Origin of the sequence: Mesorhizobium qingshengii (assembly GCF_027563465.1) — a bacterium.
GTDB lineage: Bacteria > Pseudomonadota > Alphaproteobacteria > Rhizobiales > Rhizobiaceae > Mesorhizobium > Mesorhizobium qingshengii_A.
This window is the reverse complement of the sequence record NZ_JAPFQA010000006.1, coordinates 86,135-110,193: the sequence shown is the minus strand read 5'-3', so window position 1 is coordinate 110,193 and position 24,059 is coordinate 86,135. Positions and strand designations below refer to the sequence as shown.

Here is a 24,059-nt window from a genome sequence, read left to right as displayed (position 1 = left end):
CCGCGCCATCGCCGACTGGCCGGGCTTGAAGCCGGCTCTGCTCCGGCGACAAAGTGTTTCCCGAGTCCAACGCGGTGAAGCCGATACGGGATCTTCTCGCGTGACGGCTGAAGAGCGGCACGACGCTAGCGGGCTGTGTTGTCGTCGAGCGACGCCACCGTCTTCAGAGCGCCGTCGAGCATGTCGCCCTTCTCGTCCTTCAGCGCCATCTCGCGCAGGCGCCGGATCCAGTCGGCGGCGTCCGTGCGGCCCTTGACCAGATCGAGCGCCGACAGCACCCGGTCGAATTTCGATTGCGCGCGGACATGGGTGTCGCTGTAGCCCTTGATAAGCCGGCGGCAGTTGAGGATCTCGACGGCCAGCGCGTAGTCAGCGGGCACATAGCCGAGCGCCAGCGCATACCAGCGGTCGAGATGGGCGATCTCGACCTTGTGGCGCAGCAGGCGGCGGCGCCAGCGGCGCAGGCCGCCGATGAACCACAGCGCGGCAAAGCCGGCGAAACTGTCGGTGCGGATGCGGCGGCCGTGGTTGATGCGGCGGTCGAGGAACGCGGCGAGCTTCGGCCGGTTCTCGATGTAGCTGCCCAGGCTTGCCGGCAGCGTGCCGCAAAACTCCTCGATGCGCGGATGGAAATATTCGGTCACCTGCAGGATCGAGCCGTCCCTGACGCCGACCTCGCGGCGCACCCGCCTGTCGCGCGTCGAGCGCGTCTTCAGGTCGGCAACGCGGATCATGTCGTCGTAGCACAGGGCGTTGGCCAGATGCTTCGCGGCCGCGATCGACAGCGCATAGCCATGGTCGGCGCTGTCCAGCGCGACGGCGCGGTCCAGACGGTCGAGATACTCGTCACCATAGGCGATGTCCTGATAGTCGACGACCTTTTTCAAGCCGCGAAGCGCCATGTCGCGCAGAGGCTCCGGCAGGGCGCCGACACGGGTGGCCAAGGCCTGCCAGCCTTTCAGCAGACTTTCCGGACCACTGACATTCCCGGCCGCATCAAGCCCGGGCACGACGGCTTTCGGCTTTGCCTCCTTTTGCGCCGGCACCGCCGTGCCGCGCGCGCGATCGTGGGCGGCGCCGAAGGCGGCAAGGCTGGCCCTGACGCCCCGGCCACCGGCACCGATCGCCTGCTCGTAGCTCTCACGAGAGAACGGCAGCGCGTCGGACCCCGCCAGCGCGCCAAGCAGGCTGGCCGAGATCATCGAGCCGTTGTCGGCGGCGATCTTTTCCATGTCGAAAGCGATGAAGCGCTTCGATGCGGCCTCCGCCGTCGCATGCACCTTGGAGGACGAGGCCCGGCCGTCACCCGGCTCGATCTTTTCCGACACGGCGGCGATGCGGTGCGACGAAGCGATCAGCGTGGTGCGCTCGGGCGTGACGAAGCCGCGGATGATGGCGCGGCCGGCTTCCATCAATTCCGCCGCGATCAGGATGTCGACATCGCCTTGCGAGGGTGACAGGGCGAAGACCGGCAACCGGCCGGTGTCGCGTGCCATCTCGACATAGTAGATGGTGGCGCCGGTGCGCTGGGCGACGCCGGCGACCGAGGTCGATTGCGCGACATAGCCATTGCGCTCGGCGACGTCGGTGATCCAGTCGGCCAGCACGCCGCCGCCCTGGCCACCGACCGCCAGCACGGCAAGCTTGATGACGCGCTCGTCACCCTGAGCGCCGGCGCGCGAGCGAAATGGAGGGACAGCGTCAAGCATCGGCGAAGGTCAGGCGCCGGCTTTCGCGGCGGCGCTGCAAGAGGCTGATGGCAGCGCGCCGTGCCGCTTCGAGAAAGCGGTCCCAGCGGCTCGGATTGTGCACGACGTCGGCGCGATAGAAGGACGGGCAGAGCACCGCCGCATCGGCGACCTCGCCGCAATTGCCGCAGCCGACGCAGCTCTGGTCGATATGCGCCACCGGATCGTCGCGCAGCGGATCGTCGAGCGACTTCACCGACAGCGAGGGGCAGCCGGACAGCCGCATGCAGGCGTGGTCGCCGGTGCAGATGTCCTCGTCGACGCCGAACTTCGGTTTCACCACCCGCTCGCCGCCCCTGATCGCCTTGTCGACCAGCGGCTTTTCGCGGCGCTGCCGGTTGAGCATGCATTCGGACGAGGCGACGATGACCTTCGGTCCCTTCTCGTCGGTGGTCAGCGCCTCGCGCAAAGTGTCCTGCATCCTGGTCACGTCATAAGTACGGTCGACATGGCGCAGCCATTTGACGCCCATGCCTTTCACCGCCTCGGTGATCGGATGCTTCGTCGACTTGGTCTTGTTGCCGGCGCGGGATGAGAGAATGTCCTGCCCGCCCGTGGCGGCCGAGTAGAAGTTGTCGACGATGACGATGACGCCGTCGTTCTTGTTGAACACCGCATTGCCGATCGAGGAGGTCAGGCCGTTGTGCCAGAAGCCGCCATCGCCGACGAAGGAGATCGAGCGGTGCCGGGCGTCCGGCGAATTGAACGCCGAGGCGGAAGCCGGCCCCAGCCCGTAGCCCATGGTGGTGGCGCCGAGTTCGAAAGGCGGCATGATCGAGAACAGATGACAGCCGATGTCGGAGGCGATGTGGTGCTTGCCGAGCTCCTGCTCGACCAGCTTGGTGGCGGCAAAGATCGGCCGCTCCGGGCAGCCGACGCAGAAACCCGGCGGGCGGCCGGGAACCACGTTGATCAGGTCCGCGGTGTCGACGCCATCGCCAACCTTGTTGGGGGCGCGCACCTCGCCCGGCAGCAGATGCGGTGCTTCAGCCCGCAAGAAAGCGCCGATGCCGTCGAGCATGACCTGGCCGGTATATTCGCCGGCCATCGGCAGATGCTCCTTGCCGACCAGCCTGGTGCCGCGCCCGGCCTTGTGCAGCATCGAAGCAAAGGCCTGCTCGATGTAGTTGGGCTGGCCTTCCTCGACGACGAGCACCGACTGCTGGCCCTCGCAGAAGGACAGGAACTCGTCGTCGACCAGGGGATAGACGGCGTTGAGCACGTAGAGCGGCACGTCGGTGTCGCCGTAGGTGTCGGCAAGGCCGAGACGCTGCAGCGCGCGGATGACCGAATTGTACATGCCGCCCTGCATGACGATGCCGACCGAGCCATGATCCGAGCCGAAGAATTCGTTGATCCGGTTCTTGCGGATGAAATCCACCGCCGCCGGCCAGCGCTTCTGCACCTTTTCCTTCTCGTGCAGGAAGGAGGCGGGCGGCAGCACGATGCGGCCGGTGTCGCGGCGCGGCGCGTCGAGCGCATCGGCCACCGTCATCGGCGGCCGCTTGTTGTCCTTGGCGATGAAATGGCCATGCACGTGGCAGCAGCGGATGCGCACCTGCAGCATCACCGGCGTGTTGGAAATCTCGGACAGCTCGAAACCGTCCTCCACTGCCTTGACGATCGACGGCAGGTTCGGGCGCGGATCGAGCAGCCAGACCTGGCTCTTCATGGCGAAGGCATGGCTGCGCTCCTGCATGATCGAGGAGCCCTCGCCATAATCCTCGCCGACAATGATCAGCGCGCCGCCGGTGACGCCGCCAGATGCGAGATTGGCGAGCGCATCGGAGGCGACATTGGTGCCGACGGTCGACTTGAAGGTTGCCGCACCGCGGATCGGGTAATGCACCGAGGCCGCCAGCATGGCGGTGGCGGTCGCTTCCGAGGCGCTCGCCTCGAAATGCACGCCGAGCTCGCCCAGGATGTCCTGCGCGTCGGCCAGCACGTCCATAAGATGGCTGATCGGCGCGCCCTGGTAGCCGCCGACATAGCCGACGCCGCATTGCAGCAGCGCCTTGGTGATGGCGAGGATGCCTTCACCGGCAAACTCCTCGCCGGCGCCGAGCCGGAGCTTCTCGACTTCCTTGGCAAAAGACCGTTCGGCCATGTCGGCCTCCTTCCGTTACCGCCGGGCGCGCCGGCGGTGCGTACATCTAGATGTCGTGCTTGCGAATGTTCTTCAGCATCTTCTGCAGCGTCGCGATCAGCGCCGCGTATTCGGCATCGTCGACATCGTCGAACATCGCCTCGAACGCGTCATGCATGGCCGGCCAGGCGCGCGCGAACTCGGCGCGGCCATCGTCGGTCAGGAACACATGGCGGATACGGCTGTCGGTGACCCCTTGCTCGCGCCGCACAAACCCTTGCCCCTCCAGCGTGTCGAGCGTCCGGCTCAAGGTCGACTGCTCGATGACCGTATAGACCGAGAGGTCGTTGACGGTGACGCCGTCGGTGACTGACAGCACGGCAAGCGTGCGCACCTGCGGAATGGTCAGGCCCTGCTTGCGAAAATCGTCGCGCAAGGTGGCGTTGTAGCGACCCATGATGCGGTTCATCAGATAGGGCGCGAATTGTTGCAGGCCGATCTGCCCCAGGGTCGAGATGCGCTGGCGCCTTTCCGCGACCTTCTGTTCCATCACAGCCTCCCCGCCAGGAGAAAGCCGGAGCCGCCGCCCAGGCCGGCGCCCGGATGGGTCGAGGCGCCGATGTGGTAAAGGCCCTTGATGCCGGTCTGGTGGTTGCGGCTGGCCTTGAACGGCCGCCACAGGAACGACTGGTCGAGGGTCGACGAGCCGCCATAGGGGTCGCCGCCGACCAGATTGATGTTCATCGCTTCCAGATCAGCCGGAGAATAGGCGCGGCGCGCAATCACACTGCCCTTGAAGCCGTCGATATGGTTGGCGAGGATCGCTTCGACACGATCGGCATAGGCCTCGCGCAGCGCTTCGGTCCATTGCCCGTCAGCGGGTGCCTGCAGCCTGCCGGCGGCGTCGCCCTTGATATGCCGGGGCGCCTCGGGGAGCTGCAGCCACAGGATCGCCTTGCCCTGCGGGCAGCGTGAGGGATCAAGCGCATGCGGCTGGCCGACACAGATGGTCGGCACCTCCGGCAGCATGCCGCGCGCCGCCTCGTTGCAGGCCTTCGACACGCCATCCAGTCCGGGCGTCAGGTGCAGCAAGGCCACCTTGTCCAGTCCTTCGCCCCGCCATGCCGGCGGCTTGTCGAGGGCGTAGTGGATCTGGAAATTGCCCTTGCCGTAGCGGTATTTCCGCGTCGCCTCGACATCGTCCCTGGGAGCCTCGCTGCCGAGCAGCCGACCGTAGAGCTGCGTCGGCGTCACCGAGCAGATGATGCTCTTCTTCGCGTGGACCGTTTCGCCCGACGCCAGCCGAACGCCGGTGGCGCGGCCTCCGGTCAGGATGATGGAGGCAACGTCCGCTTCGGTGGAAATGACGCCGCCGCGCTCGGTGATCAGCGCCTCGAAGGCCGACAGCAGGTTCTTCGCGCCGCCCTTGACGATCGGCGCGCCGGCGGCTTCCAGCGCAAAGGCGATGACCTTGGCGATCTGGCCGGAGAAAGCATCTTCCGGCCCAAGGCCGGCATGCAGCACCCAAGGCGCCCATAGCGCGCGGATGGTCTCCGACCGGTAGGTGCTTTCCAGCCAGCCGCGCGCCGGCACCAGGGCTTCGCCGAGAAAGGCGGCGAGATCGCGCGGCTTTCGCCGCCAGGCTTCGCCCGCCAGCAGCTTCGCCGTCGGGTAGGACCAAAGGCTGCCGCCGAGCAGGCCGAACAGCAGGCCGGCATTGCGTTCGATGCCGCCGACATCGCTAGCGTGCCGGTCGCCGTCACCCGCCGCGATCGCGTTCAGGGCGGCAATGTTGGCGGCACGGTCGGTGCCGAGCACGGCATGGCTGCCGTCTGGCCGCAGCACGCCGGTCGGCGTGCTCGTGTGGCAGAACTCCAGCCCGTGCCGGGCGAGGTCGGCGCCCAACGCTGCAAAGGCCGGCGAGGTGATGAAAAGCACAAAGGTGGTCGCCATCACGTCATGGATGAAGCCGGGCGCGGTGATCTCCTCGGTGCGCACGCAGCCGCCGATGCGGTCGTTGCGCTCGAGGACGAGCACCTTGGCGCCCTTGCCGCCGAGCATCGCCGCGCAGACCAGCGCGTTGATGCCGCTGCCGACGATGATGTGATCCGGCTGACTCACCTTGATCTGCCTTCGTTCAGCGTGTGTCATCCAGCTTGGGCACGATCTCTTGCAAAACCGGCCCTCGCCTTGGCGCGATCATGCTTTCGAGACGAGCGCCAGCGCGCGGATCGGGCTGCCGGTGCCATGCTCGATCTTGAGCGGCGCCGCGATCAGGATCGCACCCTTCGGCGGCAGCTGGTCGAGGTTGCACAGGCTGGCAAGCCCGTAGCGGTTGGCCTTGTGCATCAGGCTGTGCGCCGGGAATGGCGGCTCCATGCCGCCGGCCTTGCCGGCGTCGGTGCCGATGGTCTCGCTACCCCAGCCCTTGATGTTCTTGCTGATCAGGTACTGGATGGCTTCGGCCGTCGGGCCGGGCGTGTGCGGACCGGTCTCGTTGGCATTGAGGAATTCGGCTTCCGAACCGTTGCGCTTGTACCAGTCGGTACGCATCACCACCCACTCGCCGGCATTGATGGCGCCATGCTTGGCTTCCCAAGCCTTGATGTGGTCGACGGTGAGCAGGAAGTCATGATCGGCGGCGGCTTCCTTCGAACAGTCGATGACATTGACCGGGCCGACGAAGTTCTGCGCCGGAATGGTATCGGTGGCGCCGTCCGGATAGTCCTTGCCGGTGATCCAGTGCTTGGGCGCGTCGAAATGCGTGCCCGAATGCTCGCCGAGCTTCAGCCAGTTCCACGCCCACCACGGACCGTTCTTGTCATAGGCGGAGATGGTGTGGATCTCGACCTTCGGCGTGTCGACGGCGAGTTCCGGCGGCAGCTTGATCAACGGGGTGTCGGGCCCGAGCGGTGCCGACAGGTCGACCACCTTGATGGCGCCTGAAAGAAGCTGGCCGGCGACTTCGCCGAGGAGTTTTTGGGTGTCCATGGTCTCTGTTCCCTCTTTCGTGGTGATGATCAAGGCTCGTCGCGGCCCTTAATATCCTACTAGACGAAAACATATGCATCTGCAATTATCTTTAAGCATAAAGGAAATGGGAACGGGGCGTGAGCGAGTTCGACGCCATCTTTGTCGGGGCGGGCCACAACAGTCTGGCATGCGCCGCGCATTTGGCGCTCAAAGGCTGGAAAACCGGGATTTTCGAGCGCAGCGCAACAATCGGCGGCGCCGTCCAGACCCGCGAATTCACCCTTCCCGGCTTCCGCCATGACTTCGGCGCGATGAATCTGAGCCTGTTTGCCGGCTCGGCCTTCCATCGGAAATATGCAAATGAATTGAAAGCGCGGGGGTTGGAGTTCGCGCCTGTCGCCGACTGTTTCGCCAGCGCCTTTCCGGACGGCCGCTGGTTCGGCGTCAGCAGCGATCTCGAAAAGACCGCTGCGCGCATGGCCGCCTTCTCAGAAGCCGATGCCGCGACATGGCGCAGGCTGGTCGCCGCCTTCCCGGCGGAGGCCGAGCATCTGTTCCGGCTGCTGGGCTCGCCGATGAGCGCCCGCGCGCTGGCCGGCACCGCGTGGAACCTGTGGCGCAAGAAAGGTACTGCCGGCGCGCTCGACACCGGGCGATTGCTGCTGTCGTCGCCACGTGCCTGGCTGGAGGAGAATTTCGAGTCCGCGCATGTCAGGGCAACGCTCGCCACCTGGGGCATGCATCTCGACTTCGCACCCGACATCGCCGGCGGCGCCGTGTTCCCCTATCTGGAATCGATGGCCAACCAGAGTTTTGGCATGGTGCTGGGCAAGGGCGGCGCCGATACCATCATCCGCGCCTTGTCGGGGATGGTCACGGCCGCCGGCGGCAAGATCGTCACCGGAGCTGAAGTGGCCGAGATCACCGTTTCCGCCGGCAAGGCGACCGGCGTGCGGCTCGCTACCGGCGAGACGCATACCGCCACCAAGGCGGTCATCGCCGGCGTTGCGCCAAAGGCGCTGACCGGCACGTTGCTGCCCAACGGTTCCGGCGACGCCGGCTTCGACACGGCGATGCAGGAATTCCGCCACGCGCCGGGGACGATGATGATCCATCTGGCGCTCGACGATCTGCCGGACTGGCGCGCCGGCGCCGAGCTTCGGCAGTTCGCCTATGTGCATCTGTCGCCATCGCTCGACGCGATGTCGCGGACCTATCAGCAGGCGATGGCAGGCATGCTTCCGGACGAGCCGGTGCTGGTCGTCGGCCAGCCGACCGCGATCGATCCGTCTCGCGCGCCTGAAGGCAAGCATGTGCTGTGGGTGCAGGTGCGCATGCTGCCCGCCGAGATCCTCGGCGACGCCGCCGGCAAGGTCGCGCCGGACCACTGGGACAAGGTCAAGGACCGCTACGCCGACCGCGTCCTCGACATCATCGAAAGCTACGCGCCTGGCCTGCGAAGGAAGATCCTGGGCCGCGCGGTGTTTTCGCCCATAGACCTGGAACGCGAGAACCCGAACCTCGTCGGCGGCGACCAGGTCTGCGGCAGCCATCATCTGGCGCAGAATTTCCTGTTTCGCCCGGCGCGCGGTTTCGCCGGCTGGAATACGCCGGTGGCGCATCTGCATCTCACGGGTGCCGCGACGTGGCCGGGCGCCGGCACCGGCGCGGCTTCGGGCTACATGCTCGCGCAACAGCTTGGCGGGAGGTAGGAGCCGAAGATTTCTAGAGGTGCCGAAGATTTCTAGAGGTGAAGGAGGGCAAGGCGCTGCTGCCCAAGGAGCCTGAACCAATGAACTGACATTGCCGCGCAAAGAAAATACAACCAACAAGGGGAACGACCATGACAATCAACAGACGCGAATTGCTCGGATACAGTGCCGCGGCACTCGGGGTGGCCGCCGTCGGCCTGCCGCGGATCGCCAAGGCGGCAGCAGGCGAACTGACCATCGCCTACAACGTCAACCTGCCGTCCTGGGATCCGACCACCGGACCTTCGGCGGTCAACCCGACGATCCAGGGCCTCTACCAGTCGGTGTTCGACCAGTTCATCCCGCAGAAGCCGGACCTGTCCTTCGCACCGGGCCTGCTGACCGAGTGGGGCTGGAACGACGACCGCACCAAGATCATGATGACGGTGCGCGAAGGCGTGACCTGGCATGACGGTTCGCCGTTCACGGCCGAAGACGTGGTCTGGTCGCTGCAGCGGGCGGGTGACGAAAAGACCGGCAACCCGATCCAGTTCGTGTGGAAGAACGTCAACAACTTCAAGATCGACGGCAACAAGATCACCGGCGACGTCGTGCAGTTCGACCCGGTGTATTTCAAATGGATGTCGTTCCTGACCGGCTACATCCTGCCCAAGGCGTATTACGAGAAGGTCGGCGCCGAAGGCTTCGAGAAGGCGCCGATCGGCACCGGTCCCTACATGGTCGAGAAGTTCGAGCGCAACGCCTTCCTGCGGCTCAAGGCCAACCCGACCTACTGGGGCGGCAAGCCGGCCTTCGAGAATGTGACGATCAAGTTCGTCACCGATGCGGCGAGCCGCGTCGCCGAGATCGAATCCGGTTCCTCGCAGGTGACGCTCGAAATTCCCTATGAAGAGTATGACCGGCTGATCGCCAAGGACGGTCTTGCCGGCTCGTGCAAGAACGTTTCCGACATCGGCATGATCTTCTTCAACGACATCGAGGCGATGCTGGACAAGAATGTCCGCCAGGCTGCGGTGATGTCGATCGACAAGAAGCTGCTCGTCGACCGCCTGCTGCGCGGCTACGGCCAGCCCATCGATACACTGGAGACGCCGGAATACACGGCTTACGATGCGTCGATCAAGGTCGAGCACAATCCGGAAAAGGCCAAGGAATTGCTGGCCGCCTCCGGCTATTCGCCGGAAAAGCCGGTCAAGTTCACCATCCAGACGACCAAGGGCTTCAAGCCCAAGGACTATGAGATGATCCAGGCGATCGTCGGCATGTGGCGCAAGGTCGGCATCGAGGCGACGATCGAGGTCTACGAGATCGCCAAGCACTACGAGCTGCGCGCCGCCGACAAGCTGGCGCCGGCCGCCTTCTACAATTGGGGCAACGCCATCGGCGACCCGACCACCTCGACCGGCTTTGCCATGTACGGCCCGAGCCCGCATTCGGTGTGGGACAGCCAGGACCTGATCGACATGATCAACCCGCTGTGGGGCGAGAAGGACGAGGCCAAGCGCATTGCCGGCTGGAAGGCGGTCGACAAATACATCGCCGAGCAAGCCTATGTGCTGCCGCTGATGCAGTATGCGCAACCGATCGTGCATGCCAAGGGCGTCAATGTGGTCCAGCACGTGTCCGGCGCGCTGCTGCCGGCCCTGATGACCCCGGCCTGATATCGGCCCGGGATTGCCGCGCGCCGTCGACAGCGACGGCGCGCATTTTCCATCAGGCATACGAGCCCGCGGGCTCCTGCAAAGATTTACATGCTCCTGCAAAGATTCCTGATCCGCCTTCTGACGATGCTGGTCACGCTGTTCGGCGTGGCCGTCGTCGTCTTCGTGGTGATCCGCGTCGCGCCCGGCGACCCGATCGCGATGATGTTGCCGCCCGGCGCGACGGATGCCGACATCGCCCGGTTGCGCGCGCTTTATGGTCTCGACAAGACCATCCTGCAGCAATTCTTCATCTGGCTGTCCGGCGTCGTCAGGGGCGATTTCGGCACCTCGATCTCGCTGCGACAGGACGTGCTGGGGCTGGTCTTCAACCGGCTGCCGGCGACGCTCGAACTCGCCATCGTCGCGCTCATCATGGCGGTGGCGATCGGCGGTACGACGGCCATCCTCGGTGCCCGCGAACGCGGCACGGCTGTCGAAGCCGGCATCGATATCGCCAGTGGCACCGCCCTTTCCATTCCCGACTTCCTGTGGGGCCTGGTGCTGATCCTCCTGTTCGGCGTGCTGATCCCTGTCTTCGACATTTCCGGGCGGGTGTCGCCACAGCTCGACCTGCCCTTCGTCACCCAGTTCTATCTGTTCGAGAGCTTGCTTCGGCTGCGCTTTGACCTGACCTGGGATCTCTTGAAGCACATGCTGATGCCGGCGGTCGCGCTGGCGCTGCCGCTGGCGGCGATCATCGCGCAGCTGTTGAAACAGTCGCTGAAGGAAGTGCTCGACCTCGACTATGTCGTGCTGGCGCGGGTGAAGGGTTTTTCGGAAACGCAGGTCATCCTGCGCGAGGCGTTGAAGAACGCCGCGCTGCCGACGCTGACCCTGGTCGGGGTACAATTCACCTTCCTCATCGGCGGCACGGTCATCGTCGAGCGGCTGTTCTCCTATGAAGGCCTCGGCAACATGGCGATCGATGCCGTCATCAACCGCGACCTGCCGCTGATCCAGGGCATCGTGCTGGTCTTCGCGCTGTTGTTCGTGCTGATCAACCTCATCGTTGACATGATGTATGCGCTGCTCAATCCGAGGTTGCGCCATGGATGACGGCCGCATTTCAAGACATGGCTCGGGCGCGAAACTGTGGTTGGCCGGCGGCTGGCTGCTGCTCGCACTGCTTGCCGCGATCTTCGCGCCACTGGTCGCGCCGCAGGACCCGCTGGCGCAGGACCTGATGCTCGAGCGGCTGCCGCCGTTCTGGATGAGCGGCGCCGAACCCGGCTACTGGCTCGGCACCGACAGTCTCGGCCGCGATCTCCTGTCCCGGCTGATCTTCGGCGCCCGCATCGCCTTCATCGTCGCTTTCGCGGCAGCCACCGCCGCATGCCTGGTCGGCTCGACGCTTGGGCTGGTCGCCGGCTATTTCGGCGGCTGGGCCGACCGCATCATCTCGCGCATCGTCGATGTCTGGATGGCGTTTCCGCCGGTGTTGTTCGCCATCCTCCTGGTCGCCGTGCTCGGCACCGGTCTAAGTTCCGTCATCATCGCCATCGCCGTCATCGACTGGACGCGCTTTTGCCGGGTGATCCGCGCCGAGACCATGGGCCAGTCGCGCATGGACTATGTCGAGAATGCCCGCATCGCCGGCTATGGCCGCATCGGCATCATGCTGCGCGAAGTGCTGCCCAATGTGGTGCCGTCGATCGTCGCGTTGCTGTCGCTGGAAATGGGCATCGCCGTCATCGTCGAGGCGATCCTGTCCTTCGTCAACCTGTCGATCTCGACCGATGATCCGACATGGGGCGGCATCATCGCCGAGGGTCGGCTGTCGATCCATCAGGCCTGGTGGGTGCTGGTATTCCCGCTGATCACGCTGATCCTTACCGTGCTGTCGTTCAGCCAGTTCGGCGAAGGGCTGAAGGCGCGCTTCGACCCGGTGCTGCGATGAGCGCTTGCCTCGACATCAGGGATTTGAGCGCCGTGTTGCCCAACGGCCAGCGCGTGCTGCGCTCGGTATCGCTCGCGGTTCAGCCCGGCGAGGTGCGTGCGCTGGTCGGCGAGAGCGGCGCCGGCAAGACGATGATCGGCAAGGCGGTGCTCGGCGTCTTGCCTTCGAGCGTGCGCATTGTCGAAGGCGACATGCTGCTTGAAGGCGAAGACCTCGGCAAATTGCAGCCCAAGGCGCGCCGCACGCTGATTGGCGCCCGCACGGCTCTGATCCCGCAGGATCCGCTGACCGCGCTCAATCCATCGCGCCGCATCGGCCCGCAGATGACCGACCGGCTGGTGCGCATTCTCGGCTGGAGTGGCGAGAAGGCCGATCAGCGCATCCGCCAATTGCTGGACGAGGTGCAGATCCGCGACCCCGACCGCGTGCTGAAAAGCTATCCGCACGAGCTTTCGGGCGGCATGCGCCAGCGCGTGCTGATCGCGGCAGCCTTCGCCGCCGAGCCACGGCTGATCGTCGCCGACGAACCGACCACGGCGCTAGACGTCACCGTGCAGAAGCAGATCCTGCGGCTGATCGCACAGTTGCAGCGCGAGCATGGCACCGCGATCCTGTTTGTCACCCATGATCTCGGCGTCGTCGCCAAGATCAGCCAGAAAGTGTCGGTGCTCTATGCCGGCAAGGTGGTGGAAGAGGCCGAAACGGCTGCTCTCTTCGCCGCACCGCGGCACCCCTATACGCGAGCACTGATGGCCGCCACGCCGCGCTACGCCGACCCGCTCGCTTCGCTGAAGCCAGTGGACGAAACGGTACTGGCCGGGCTTGCCGCCGAGATCGCTTCCGCCGACCAGGGCTGGAGGCGACCGCATGGCTGAGCCGCTGTTTTCCGTGCGCGGGCTGAAGGTCGCGCTGCCCGACATGACGCGCAAGCCGCTGATCGGCCGCGCGCCATTGGCCGAAATCCTGAAAGGCCTGGATTTCGACCTGCCGAAAGGGTCGGTGACCGGCATCGTCGGCGAGTCCGGATCGGGAAAATCGACGCTCGGCCGCGCCCTGGTGCGCCTGCTGGAGCCCAGCGCCGGCAGCGTCACCTTCGACGGCCGCGACATCACCCATCTGCCGGAGGCGGAGCTGCGGCCGCTGCGCCGCAACCTGCAGATGATCTTCCAGGATCCGATGTCGTCGCTCAACCCGCGTCGCACCATTGCCAGCATCATCGCAGCGCCCCTCAAGCAGAACGGCCTTGGCGACAATCTCAGGGCACGCGTCGCCGAGGCGTTGCAGCGCGTCGGCCTGCCGCAGAGCTTCGCCAGCCGCTACCGCCACGAACTGTCGGGAGGCCAGCGCCAGCGCGTCGGCATTGCGCGGGCGCTGGCGCTGGCGCCGAAATTCGTGCTGGCCGATGAGATCGTCTCGGGGCTCGACGTGTCGACGCAGGCGCAGATCCTCACCCTTCTGGAGAAGCTGGCGGCGGAGATGGGCCTGACCGTCGCCTTCATCAGCCACGACCTTTCGGTGATCCGGCGGCTGTGCCGGCAAGTGATCGTCATGCGCGAAGGCATGATCGTCGAGGCGAGCGCCACCGACGCGTTGTTCGAAAACCCGCGGCAAAGCTACACGCGCGACCTGATCTCAGCCATCCCGCTGCCGGAAATCGATGCTGGCTGGCTGGACATCCCGCCTGCTGCCAGGGACCCGACATGAATGCATACGCACGCCGAAAAGCGGGCCTCGGACGTGCGGCCGGCATGACCCAAGTCCCGCCAATGGAGGAGGACTGACATGAAGACGATACTTCGAAACACAACGTTCGCGGCGGCTATCCTTGGCAGTGCCGGCATGGCCGTGGCCGGCTCGATCCCCGGCATGCGCGGGCACGATCACACCGGCATCACGGTTCCCGACATGAAGCAGGCGGTCGACTTCTTCACCGACGTGGTCGGCTGCAAGAAGGCGATGTCGTTCGGCCCGTTCGCCGACGACAAGGGCAGTTTCATGCAGGATCTGCTGGGGGTGGACCCCAAGGCGGTGATCGAAGAGATCACCATGGTCCGCTGCGGCTACGGATCGAACATCGAATTGTTCAAATACACCGCACCGGACCAGAAGGATTTGCAAGCCCGCAACAGCGACATCGGCGGCTTCCACATCGCCTTCTATGTCGACGATGTCGCGGCCGCCAAGGCGTATCTCGACGCCAAGGGCGTGAAGACCAGATTGGGACCGCTGCCGGTCAAGGAGGGGCCAGCCGCCGGCCAGACCATCCTCTACTTCCAGGCACCCTGGGGCCTGCAGCTGGAAGCGATCAGCTATCCGACCGGCATGGCTTACGAGAAAGGCGCCGAGACCGTGTTGTGGAGCCCAAAGAACCCGGAAAAGTGATCGGACGGCGCGCTTGCATGACGACACGCAAGCGCGCCTTCGCCATTGTCCGGATAATCGTTTCGATATGAAACTTTAAGCTTGAAATAATTTGCCACCGGCGCGATACTCAAATCAGCAAGCGAAGAGGAGATCGCACAGATGAAGGTTGCGGTTCTCGGCGGCGGACCAGCCGGCCTCTACTTTGCCATCTCGATGAAGCTCAGGGACGCCGCCCATGATGTGACGGTGTTCGAGCGCAACCGCGCCGATGACACGTTCGGCTGGGGCGTCGTGCTGTCGGCCGAGACACTCGAAAACCTGTCGAAGAACGATCCCGTCAGCGCCGTCTGGATCAAGAAGCATTTCGCCTACTGGGACGACATCGCTGTCATCCATGACGGCGTGCGCACGGTTTCGACCGGCCATGGCTTCTGCGGCATCGGCCGCAAGCGGCTGCTCATCCTGCTGCAGCGCCGCGCACGCGAACTCGGCGTCAAGCTGATGTTCGAGACCGACATCGCCGATCCCAAGCCCTATATGGAAACGCATGATCTGGTCGTCGCCGCCGACGGGCTGAACTCCAGGGCGCGCAACACCTTCGTCGACATCTTCAAGCCCGACATCGACACCCGCAAGTGCAAGTTCGTCTGGCTCGGCACCAAGCAGAAGTTCGACGATGCCTTCACCTTCATCTTCGAGAAGACCGAGCATGGCTGGGTATGGGCGCACGCCTACCAGTTCGACAGCGACACCGCGACGTTTATCGTCGAGTGCAGCGAACAGACATGGCAGGCTTTCGGCTTCGGCTCGATGTCGCAGCAGGAATCGATCGCCACCTGCGAGCGCATCTTCGCCAAGCATCTTGGCGGCCACGCGCTGATGACCAATGCCAACCACATCCGTGGCTCGGCCTGGATCAATTTTCCGCGCGTGCTGTGCGAGCGCTGGTCCTACAAGAACCTGGCGCTGATGGGCGACGCGGCGGCATCGGCGCATTTCTCGATCGGCTCCGGCACCAAGCTGGCGCTGGAAAGCGCGGTGGCGCTGGCCGACTATGTCGAGTCCGAACCGGACCTCGCCGCCGCATTCCGCAAATATGAGGATGCCCGCCGCACCGAGGTGCTGAAGCTGCAGTCGGCGGCGCGCAATTCGCTCGAATGGTTCGAGGAGGTCGAGCGCTATCTCGGCCTCGATCCGGTGCAGTTCAACTATTCGCTGCTGACACGCTCGCAGCGCATCAGCCACGAGAATCTGCGGCTGCGCGACGCCGAATGGCTGGGCGGCGCCGAGGAATGGTTCCAGCGCCAGGCGGGCGCCGCCGCCAGCAACCTTCGCCGCGCCCCGATGTTCGCGCCGTTCAGGCTGCGCGACATGAGGCTCGAGAACCGGATCGTCGTCTCCCCGATGGCGCAGTACAAGGCCGTCGACGGCTGTCCCACCGACTGGCATTTCACGCACTATGCCGAGCGCGCCAAGGGCGGCGCCGGACTGGTCTATATCGAGATGACCTGCGTCAGCCCCGAAGGCCGCATCACGCCCGGCTGCCCCGGGTTCTATGCGCCCGAACATGAAGTGGCGTGGAAGCGGCTGGTCGATTTCGTCCACACCGAGACCGAAGCCAAGATCTGCGCGCAGATCGGCCATTCCGGCGCCAAGGGCTCCACGCGGCTCGGCTGGGAAGGCACCGACGTGCCGCTGATATCCGGCAATTGGCCGGTGATGGCGGCGTCGCCCGTGGCGTGGTCACCGCAGAACCAGGTGCCGAAGGCGATGGACCGCGCCGACATGGACAAGGTGCGCGGCGAATTCGTGGCCTCGGCCGAGATGGCCGATCGCTGCGGTTTCGACATGCTCGAGATCCACGCCGCGCACGGCTATCTCCTGTCGTCCTTCATCACGCCGGTCACCAACCGGCGCACGGACGCCTATGGCGGTTCGCTGGAAAACCGCATGCGCTATCCCCTCGAGATCTTCCGCGCGGTGCGCGCCACCTGGCCGTCGGAGAAGCCGATCTCGATGCGCATTTCGGCCAATGACTGGGTCGGTATCGAAGGCGTGACGCCAGCCGACGCGGTCGAGATCGCGCGGCTGCTGCATGAGGCCGGTGTCGACATCTGCGACGTCTCGGCCGGGCAGACTTCGATTGCCGCGAAGCCGGTCTATGGCCGCATGTTCCAGACGCCGTTCTCCGACCGCATTCGCAACGAGGTCGGCATGGCGACGATGGCGGTCGGCAACATCTACGAGCCTGACCATGTCAATTCGATCCTGATGGCCGGCCGCGCCGACCTCGTCGCACTGGCAAGGCCGCACCTTGCCGACCCCTACTGGACGCTGCATGCGGCGGTCACGCTCGGCGATCGCGGCGTGAAGTGGCCGGATCCCTATCTGCCTGGCCGCGACCAGCTCTACAGGTTGGCCGAGCGTGATGCGGCCGCGGGGCTGAAAGTATGACGGCCGCGACAGCGATTGTCGGCAAGCATGCGCTCGTCACCGGCGGTGGCTCCGGCGTCGGCCGCGCAATCGCGCTGGCATTGGCCGGCGCCGGCATCGACGTGACCATCTGCGGGCGCCGGGAAGCGGAACTCGCCAAGGTGGCTGGCGAAAACGACCGCATCTTCGGCATCGCCGCCGATGTCGCCAATGAGGCGGCAATGATGTCCCTTTACGAGACGGCCGAAGCAGCGCGCGGGCCATTCGACATCGTCGTCGCCAACGCCGGCATGGCCGGCAGCACGCCGGCGCACAGGACGACGCTTGCCGATTGGCAGCGCACGCTCGACGTCAACCTGACCGGCGCCTTCCTGACGGTGAAGCCGGCGCTGGCCGGCATGGCGGAGCGAAAGGCCGGCCGGATCGTCTTCATCGCCTCGACCGCCGGACTGAAGGGCTATGCCTATGTCGCGCCTTATGTCGCCGCCAAGCACGGCGTCGTCGGCCTGATGCGGGCGCTGGCGGCCGAGACGGCGAAGTCCGGCGTGACCGTCAACGCGGTGTGCCCAGGCTTCGTGCAAACCGAAATGCTGGAAACATCCATCCAGCGCATCGTCGAAAAGACCGGCCGCTCGGCCGGTGAGGCACGGTCGAGCCTTGCCTCGACCAATCCGCAAGGCCGCTTCATCCAGCCGCAGGAGGTTGCCGCCGCCGTGCTGTGGCTGTGCGGCGATGCGGCCCGGTCGATCACCGGACAGACGATTTCCATTTCAGGAGGCGAAACATGGTAGCCGGCCCCCTGCCCGCGCCATCGGGACCCGGCAAGGACCGCTTGCGCCTGTGGATCAGGCTGCTGCGTGCCTCGCGCACGATCGAGGCCGAGCTGCGCGAGCGGCTGAAGAAGGAATTCAACACGACGTTGCCGCGCTTCGATGTGATGGCCGCGCTCTATCGGGCGCCGGAAGGCATGCTGATGAGCGACCTGTCGCGCTTCCTGCTGGTATCGAACGGCAATGTCACGGGCATTGTCGACCGGCTGGTTTCGGAAGGGCTGGTCGCCCGCGCCCGGCGCAATGGCGACCGCCGCACCTCGATGGTGCGGCTGACCGAGGAAGGCTCGCAGACCTTCGCCACCATCGCCGCGGTACATGAAGGCTGGATCGGAGAATTGCTGGGCAAGGTCAGCGAGGATGACGCGCGCCGGCTGACCGGCATGCTGACCTCGTTCCGCAGCAACTGGGAGGGACGCGAATGACCGCGATGGCCGGGCTTGAGCCGAAGCATTTCCTCTGGCAGGTCGAGGGCAGGATCGCAAAGGTCCGGCTCGACCGGCCGGAGCGCAAGAACCCGCTGACCTTCGACAGCTATGCAGAGCTGCGCGACACATTCCGCGACCTCGTCTATGCCGACGACGTCGATGCCGTGGTGTTCCTGTCCAATGGCGGCAATTTCTGCTCCGGCGGCGATGTCCACGACATTATCGGCCCGCTGGTCAAGATGGACATGAAGGAGCTCCTCGCCTTCACCCGCATGACCGGCGATTTCGTCAAGGCGATGCTCAATTGCGGCAAACCGATCATTGCGGCTGTCGATGGTGTCGCGGTTGGCGCCGGCGCCATTATCGCCATGAGTTCCGACATCCGCATCGCCACGCCGGAAGCCAAGACGGCTTTCCTGTTCACGCGCGTCGGTCTCGCCGGCTGCGACATGGGCGCCTGCGCGATCCTGCCACGCATCATCGGCCAGGGCCGCGCCGCCGAACTGCTCTACACCGGCCGCACGATGACGGCGGCGGAAGGCGAGCGCTGGGGATTCTACAACCGGCTGGTCGACGCCGCCGCCCTCGAGGCCGACGCGCTCGACATGGCGGCGCGCATCGTTTCCGGCCCGACCTTCGCCCACGGCATCACCAAGACGCAGCTCAACCAGGAATGGTCGATGGGTCTCGACCAGGCGATCGAGGCGGAAGCGCAGGCGCAAGCGATCTGCATGCAGACGCGCGATTTCGAGCGCGCCTACAAGGCGTTCGTGGCCAAGGAAAAGCCGGTATTCGAGGGCAATTGATGGCTGACAAGAGTTTCCTCTCCTGGCCTTTCTTCGAGGACCGCCATCGCCAGCTGGCCGAGCGGCTGGAGGCATGGTGCGCAAAGAACCTGCCGGTCGATCACCATGACGTCGATGCCGCCTGCCGCGAGCTGGTGCAAAAACTCGGCCGGGACGGCTGGCTGAAGGCCACGGCGTTCGACACCGACAATCCGGGACCGCTCGACGTGCGCACGCTGTGCATCACGCGCGAAACGCTTGCCCGCCATGACGGACTGGCCGATTTTGCCTTCGCCATGCAAGGGCTTGGCACCGGCGCGCTCAGCCTGTTCGGCACGCCCGAGCAGCAGCAATGGCTTTCGAAGACACGCGCCGGCAAGGCGATTTCCGCTTTCGCCCTGTCGGAACCACGCTCGGGATCGGATGTCGCCAACACCGAGATGACGGCGACCCGCGATGGCGACAGCTACGTCCTGTCCGGCGAGAAGACCTGGATCTCCAATGGCGGCATCGCCGACCTCTACGTCGTCTTTGCCCGCACCGGCGAGGCGCCGGGCGCCAAGGGGCTCTCCGCCTTCCTCGTGCCTGGCGACGCCAAGGGCCTTGGCATCGCCGAACGGCTTGAAGTGATCGCGCCGCATCCGCTGGCGCGCCTGTCGTTCGACCAGGTCCGCCTGCCTGCCTCGGCGCTGATCGGCAGACCGGGCGACGGTTTCCGCATCGCCATGTCGGTGCTCGACGTGTTTCGTTCGACCGTCGGTGCGGCCGCACTCGGCTTTGCCCGCCGCGCGCTGGATGAAAGCATCAAGAGGGTGGCCGAGCGCAAACTGTTCGGCGCGCCGATGGCCGAACTGCAGATGGTGCAGGGCCATATCGCCGACATGGCGCTCGACGTCGATGCGGCTGCCCTTCTGGTCTACCGTGCCGCCTGGACCAAGGACATGGGCGCGGCGCGGGTCACCCGCGAAGCGGCGATGGCCAAGCTGTTCGCCACCGACAAGGCGCAAGAGGTGATCGACAAGGCGGTGCAACTGCATGGCGGCGACGGTGTCCGCAAAGGCCACATCGTCGAAAGCCTGTATCGCGAGATCCGCGCGCTGCGCATCTACGAGGGCGCCTCGGACGTGCAGAAAGTGGTGATCGCGCGGCAAGTGATGGGCGCGGCCTGACGGCAAGAAATTTGACGGGCATTCGATTTTGAGACTTGGTTTTTTAGAATACCGGGAGGCTTGAAATGCACACGATCCTGCAGCCGGAAGGCTGGGCGAAGCCGGTCGGCTATGCCAATGGCGTCGCCGCGCGTGGGCAGTTGGTCTTCATCGGCGGACAGGTCGGTTGGAACGGCCAATGCCAGTTCGAAACCGACGACTTTGTCGGCCAGGTGCGGCAGACGCTCGAGAACATCGTGGCGGTGCTGGCCGAGGCCGGGGCGGAGCCGCGGCACATCACCTCCATGACCTGGTATTTTACCGACAAGGCCGAATACCTCGCCAATCTCAGGGGTATCGGCGAGGCCTATCGCGAGGTGATCGGCCGGCATTTTCCGGCGATGGCCGCCATGCAGGTGATGGCACTGGTCGAGGACCGCGCCAAGGTCGAAATCCAGGCCACCGCGGTTATCCCGGAATAACGAATTCGTTGTTCAGGAATAGCCAATCTCCTGAATAGTTGTCCGTGCGGAATTATTTATTCGCGAAGCCCAGCCTGCCTCAGCAGCGGCAGCGCGTGGTCGCAGAAATAGGGCAGTTCCTGCGTGTAGTTGACGAAAGACAGCGCGATGCCCTGATAGCCCTGCTCGGCAATGGCGACCATTTCGGCGGCAATCGTTTCCGGCGTTCCGATCAGCGGGTACGTGCCGGCGCCGCCGGCAAAGCGCTGCCGGTAGCGGTCGTAAGCGTGCGGGTCGTGCGATTGCGAGAATTCCTTTTTGCCCGCCATGTGGGCATCGACCGCGTCGTGGTCGGCCATCGCCAGGGCATAGCGGGTGTAATAGGCCTGCGCCTCTTCCATCGTCGGGCGGCATACGACATGCGCCACCGTATAGACGCCGACATCACGGCCCACTCTTTCGGCCCGCTCGCGGATATCGGCGACATGCTTGCCGGCATCGCTCAATTCGGAAAAGGTCGTGAACAGATAGTCGCATCGGGCGGCGGCGAAATCGCGGCCGGGCCCGCCGAACGCGGCGTTCATGGTCACCGGGCGCGGGACCTGCAGACTGGCCGGCCGGCTGACGGCTTCCTTGAGGCGATAATAGGTGCCTTCATAATCGAGCGGCTCGGCCGACGCATAAAGCTTTTCGAGGATTTCGATCCATTCGGCCGCCTGGTCGTAGCCCTTCTCGACCAGCGGCGTGCCGAACATGCCGAATTCCTTCGGGTTCCAGCCGCAGACGATGTTGAGCCCGGCGCGGCCCTGGCTGATATGGTCGACCGTCGCCAGCGCCTTGGCGGCATAGAGCGGATGCACGAGCGGCACATGCACGGTCATGAACAGGCCGATCCGTTCGGTGGCCACCGCAAGGGCCGCCGCCCAGGTGAAGGTCTCGAACGACCACTCGCGCACCTTGTTGCGGCCGCCAAAACCGCGCCAGCGTGCGATCGGCAGCATGAACTCCAGGCCTGCGCGGTCGGCGATCTGGGCCGCCGTCAGATTGTCCCGCCAGCTTGCCGTCCAGCGTTCCGGCACGTCGGTGATGGCAAGGCCACCATCCGCATTGGTCGAAAAGACGCCAAGCTTCAGTTTGTTGGAGCCGTGCAGGGGATGTGGTTTGTTCATGACGCGACCTCTCGGCGGGAGATGGCACGCTACGGCTCCGCGAAAATATTTCAAGCATGAAATAGCTTCGCCTCGCCATCGTTTGCGGATATGGATTTGGGCAGGACGAGAAAGAGGATCGGCATGAGCGAATTCCGCCAGAAATGCACCGGCAAGACGAGCCTCATCGGTTCCTTTGCCGCCATTCCCCATCCCGTCGCTGTCGAAGTGATGGCCCAGTCCGGCCTCGATTTCCTCTGCATCGACTGGGAACATGCCCAGATCTCGCGGGACATGATTGAGACCATGGTGCGCGCGGCAGACGTCCACCGCGTGCCGGCGATGGTGCGCGTTCCCGGCCATGCGCGGGAAGCAATCCAGGCGGTGCTGGACAGCGGGGCGCAGGGCGTACTCGTGCCACGCGTCTCGACCGCCGCCCAGGCCGCTATGGCCGTCAAGGCCTCGCGCTATCCGCCACTGGGCGAGCGCGGCGTCGGGCCCGGCCGTGCCGCCGGCTATGGCTATCGCATTCCCGAATATCTTGCCGAAGCCAACGACAGGATCGTCGTGGCGATACAGGTCGAGACGTCAGAAGGGCTGGCCAATATCGAAGCGATCACCGCCGTCGACGGCGTCGACGTGATCTTCGTTGGCCCCGGTGATCTTTCGGTGTCGATCGATGCGCTTGGCCCGAAGGGCGCCGACAAGCTCGCCGATGCGATCCGCAGGATTATCAGCGCGACGGTTGCCAACGGCAGAACCGCCGGCATCTTCTGCGCAAAGCCGCAGGATGTCGGGCAGTGGGCGGCCATCGGCGCCAGCTTCTTTGTGCTGGCCAGCGACACGATGTTTCTCGGTGCGGGTGCTGCGGCAGGCTATTCCGCCGCGCATGCCGAACTGGCGCGAAACGGGCGAAGCTAGCGCGAAAAGGCATGTCCGCCGGGCAACATGCCAGCCAAACTTTTTAAGCTTAAAACTTTTGCCTTGAAAAGTGTCGTGGTTTGGATAAGCATTCCAAAGTCGATGGCGCCTGCCGTGCCGGACGGGCTTGCCGGCCAGTCCATCGCGGTGCTCCGGGTGGGTTCAAAGGGTTCAGTCCTTGTCGTTCATGCTGCCCCAATCATCGTCCAGCGCGCGCTATGCTTTCGATGGCGTGCGCGCTCAAATCCGTGATCTGCATACCGAGAACATCGCCAACCTTGCCGTGCGTGCGCGCGAACTCGGCGACGTGATCGCGCTCTGGTATGGCGAAGGCGACATGGTGACGCCGGCCTTCATCCGCGACGCCGCCAAGGCAGCCTTCGATGAGGGCCTGACTTTCTACGTTCCCAACATGCGTGGCCACGGGCCCCTGAATGAAGCGCTGTCGGATTATCAGACGCGCCTGCACGGCCGGTCGATCCCCATCGCGCGCACCACCGTCACGCCGGGCGGCATGCAGGCCTTGTACCTGGCGCTTGAGCTGCTGGTCGATACCGGCACCAATGTCGTCTATGTCGCGCCGCAATGGCCCAACATCCACAACGCCATCCACCTGATCGGCGGCGAGCCGCGACCGTTTTCGCTCGACTTCAAGGGCGACTGGCATCTCGACCTCGACCGGCTGTTCGCCACCTGCGACGCACGCACGCGGGCAATCTTCCTGTCGACGCCTTCCAACCCGACGGGCTGGACTGCATCAGCTGAGGAGATGCAGGCCCTGCTCGACTTCAGCCGGCGCACCGGCATCTGGATCATCTCCGACGAGGTCTATGGCCGGCTCTACTTCGACGGCAACGTTGCCCCCTCCATCCTGCAGATCGCCGAGGACGGCGACCGGGTGCTGTCGGTCAACAGCTTCTCCAAGGCCTGGGCGATGACCGGCTGGCGCATTGGCTGGCTGACGCATCCATCCGGGGTGGCCGACCAGCTCGGCGCCATGACCCAGTATATCAACAGCGGCACGGCGGCGCCGATCCAGGCCGGCGCTGTTGCGGCCATCCGCCAGGGCGAACCGCTGGTCGAGGAGATCAGGCAGCGGATCAGGACCGGCCTCGACCTCGCCTATGAGAGGCTGGCGCAGATACCGGGCGTCATCCTGCCGACGAAACCGCGTGGCGGCATGTATGCCTTCTTTGCCATGGACGGTGAAAGCGACGCACGTCGTGCCTGCGCCAGGATTCTGGAGACGGCGCGTGTCGGGCTGGCGCCTGGCCATCTGTTCGGAAGTTCGGCAACGGCTTTCCTGCGGATGTGCGTCTGCCGTGAACGCGACCAGATAGCGACCGCGCTCGACCGCATGGTCGCTGCCATGAATTGACGCCCTGCCGGAGGTGGGGCGGCAAAAAACCGTGCGGGGCCAAC

At 65.1% G+C, this 24,059-nt stretch carries 22 protein-coding genes; 15 read left to right on the top strand and 7 right to left on the bottom strand.

What is annotated here, in order from left to right; all coding sequences use genetic code 11:
- Window positions 1-125: 125 nt before the first annotated feature.
- The 5 genes from OOJ09_RS15750 to OOJ09_RS15730 form a co-directional block, all read right to left on the bottom strand.
- Window positions 126-1,709, bottom strand: a complete 1,584-nt coding sequence (locus OOJ09_RS15750; RefSeq protein WP_269906062.1) for an indolepyruvate oxidoreductase subunit beta family protein — start codon at window positions 1,707-1,709, stop codon at window positions 126-128.
- Window positions 1,702-3,855 carry an indolepyruvate ferredoxin oxidoreductase subunit alpha gene (locus tag OOJ09_RS15745; RefSeq protein WP_269906061.1) on the bottom strand — a complete coding sequence of 718 codons (2,154 nt, stop codon included), beginning with the start codon at window positions 3,853-3,855 and terminating at the stop codon, window positions 1,702-1,704. The genes OOJ09_RS15750 and OOJ09_RS15745 overlap by 8 nt, the downstream gene beginning before the upstream one ends.
- Window positions 3,856-3,901: 46 nt before the next feature.
- The gene (locus tag OOJ09_RS15740) at window positions 3,902-4,384 is read right to left on the bottom strand and encodes a MarR family winged helix-turn-helix transcriptional regulator (RefSeq protein ID WP_269906060.1); all 483 of its coding nucleotides are present in this window, start codon (window positions 4,382-4,384) and stop codon (window positions 3,902-3,904) included.
- Window positions 4,384-5,955, bottom strand: coding sequence for a phytoene desaturase family protein (locus tag OOJ09_RS15735; RefSeq protein ID WP_269906059.1), 1,572 nt, complete (start codon window positions 5,953-5,955; stop codon window positions 4,384-4,386). The genes OOJ09_RS15740 and OOJ09_RS15735 overlap by 1 nt, the downstream gene beginning before the upstream one ends.
- A 78-nt stretch (window positions 5,956-6,033) precedes the next feature.
- A complete protein-coding gene (locus tag OOJ09_RS15730) occupies window positions 6,034-6,825 on the bottom strand; it encodes a cyclase family protein (protein ID WP_091584595.1) in 792 nt (263 codons plus the stop codon).
- 119 nt (window positions 6,826-6,944) lie between these two features.
- Between OOJ09_RS15730 and OOJ09_RS15725 the strand changes: the two genes are divergently transcribed.
- The 13 genes from OOJ09_RS15725 (at window position 6,945) to OOJ09_RS15665 (ending at window position 20,589) form a co-directional block, all read left to right on the top strand.
- On the top strand, window positions 6,945-8,519 hold the full coding sequence (locus tag OOJ09_RS15725; RefSeq protein WP_269906058.1) for a phytoene desaturase family protein: 1,575 nt from the start codon (window positions 6,945-6,947) through the stop codon (window positions 8,517-8,519).
- A 131-nt stretch (window positions 8,520-8,650) separates the two neighbouring features.
- On the top strand, window positions 8,651-10,180 hold the full coding sequence (locus tag OOJ09_RS15720; RefSeq protein WP_269906057.1) for an ABC transporter substrate-binding protein: 1,530 nt from the start codon (window positions 8,651-8,653) through the stop codon (window positions 10,178-10,180).
- Window positions 10,181-10,270: 90 nt separating this feature from the next.
- Window positions 10,271-11,278 (top strand): ABC transporter permease, encoded by a 1,008-nt coding sequence (locus tag OOJ09_RS15715; RefSeq protein ID WP_256749011.1) that lies wholly within the window; start codon window positions 10,271-10,273, stop codon window positions 11,276-11,278.
- Complete coding sequence (locus OOJ09_RS15710; RefSeq protein WP_091584502.1) at window positions 11,271-12,119, top strand: ABC transporter permease; 849 nt, start codon at window positions 11,271-11,273, stop codon at window positions 12,117-12,119. Before OOJ09_RS15715 ends, OOJ09_RS15710 begins: the two co-directional genes overlap by 8 nt.
- A complete protein-coding gene (locus OOJ09_RS15705; RefSeq protein ID WP_269906056.1) occupies window positions 12,116-12,994 on the top strand; it encodes an ABC transporter ATP-binding protein in 879 nt (292 codons plus the stop codon). Before OOJ09_RS15710 ends, OOJ09_RS15705 begins: the two co-directional genes overlap by 4 nt.
- The gene (locus tag OOJ09_RS15700; RefSeq protein WP_269906055.1) at window positions 12,987-13,823 is read left to right on the top strand and encodes an ATP-binding cassette domain-containing protein; all 837 of its coding nucleotides are present in this window, start codon (window positions 12,987-12,989) and stop codon (window positions 13,821-13,823) included. The genes OOJ09_RS15705 and OOJ09_RS15700 overlap by 8 nt, the downstream gene beginning before the upstream one ends.
- Window positions 13,824-13,901: 78 nt before the next feature.
- Entirely contained in the window at window positions 13,902-14,501 is a 600-nt protein-coding gene (locus OOJ09_RS15695) for a VOC family protein (protein ID WP_269906054.1), read from the top strand.
- 141 nt (window positions 14,502-14,642) lie between these two features.
- Window positions 14,643-16,937, top strand: a complete 2,295-nt coding sequence (locus OOJ09_RS15690) for a bifunctional salicylyl-CoA 5-hydroxylase/oxidoreductase (RefSeq protein ID WP_269906053.1) — start codon at window positions 14,643-14,645, stop codon at window positions 16,935-16,937.
- Entirely contained in the window at window positions 16,934-17,707 is a 774-nt protein-coding gene (locus OOJ09_RS15685) for an SDR family NAD(P)-dependent oxidoreductase (protein WP_269906052.1), read from the top strand. The genes OOJ09_RS15690 and OOJ09_RS15685 overlap by 4 nt, the downstream gene beginning before the upstream one ends.
- A complete protein-coding gene (locus OOJ09_RS15680) occupies window positions 17,701-18,171 on the top strand; it encodes a MarR family winged helix-turn-helix transcriptional regulator (RefSeq protein ID WP_269906051.1) in 471 nt (156 codons plus the stop codon). Before OOJ09_RS15685 ends, OOJ09_RS15680 begins: the two co-directional genes overlap by 7 nt.
- Window positions 18,168-18,980 (top strand): enoyl-CoA hydratase family protein, encoded by an 813-nt coding sequence (locus tag OOJ09_RS15675; RefSeq protein ID WP_269906050.1) that lies wholly within the window; start codon window positions 18,168-18,170, stop codon window positions 18,978-18,980. The genes OOJ09_RS15680 and OOJ09_RS15675 overlap by 4 nt, the downstream gene beginning before the upstream one ends.
- Complete coding sequence (locus OOJ09_RS15670) at window positions 18,980-20,128, top strand: acyl-CoA dehydrogenase family protein (protein WP_269906049.1); 1,149 nt, start codon at window positions 18,980-18,982, stop codon at window positions 20,126-20,128. Before OOJ09_RS15675 ends, OOJ09_RS15670 begins: the two co-directional genes overlap by 1 nt.
- 65 nt (window positions 20,129-20,193) lie before the next feature.
- Entirely contained in the window at window positions 20,194-20,589 is a 396-nt protein-coding gene (locus tag OOJ09_RS15665) for a RidA family protein (RefSeq protein ID WP_269906048.1), read from the top strand.
- A 56-nt stretch (window positions 20,590-20,645) separates the two neighbouring features.
- Here OOJ09_RS15665 and OOJ09_RS15660 read toward each other — a convergent pair whose 3' ends face one another.
- Complete coding sequence (locus tag OOJ09_RS15660; protein WP_269906047.1) at window positions 20,646-21,737, bottom strand: LLM class flavin-dependent oxidoreductase; 1,092 nt, start codon at window positions 21,735-21,737, stop codon at window positions 20,646-20,648.
- 123 nt (window positions 21,738-21,860) lie between these two features.
- Between OOJ09_RS15660 and OOJ09_RS15655 the strand changes: the two genes are divergently transcribed.
- Complete coding sequence (locus OOJ09_RS15655) at window positions 21,861-22,637, top strand: HpcH/HpaI aldolase family protein (protein WP_269906046.1); 777 nt, start codon at window positions 21,861-21,863, stop codon at window positions 22,635-22,637.
- Here OOJ09_RS15655 and OOJ09_RS15650 read toward each other — a convergent pair.
- Window positions 22,634-22,780 carry a hypothetical protein gene (locus OOJ09_RS15650; protein ID WP_269906045.1) on the bottom strand — a complete coding sequence of 49 codons (147 nt, stop codon included), beginning with the start codon at window positions 22,778-22,780 and terminating at the stop codon, window positions 22,634-22,636. The two genes, OOJ09_RS15655 and OOJ09_RS15650, sit on opposite strands and share 4 nt — an antisense overlap.
- A gap of 44 nt (window positions 22,781-22,824) precedes the next feature.
- On the opposite strand from OOJ09_RS15650, the gene OOJ09_RS15645 reads away from it, so the two are divergent.
- A complete protein-coding gene (locus tag OOJ09_RS15645) occupies window positions 22,825-24,015 on the top strand; it encodes a pyridoxal phosphate-dependent aminotransferase (protein ID WP_269906269.1) in 1,191 nt (396 codons plus the stop codon).
- Window positions 24,016-24,059 lie beyond the last annotated feature (44 nt).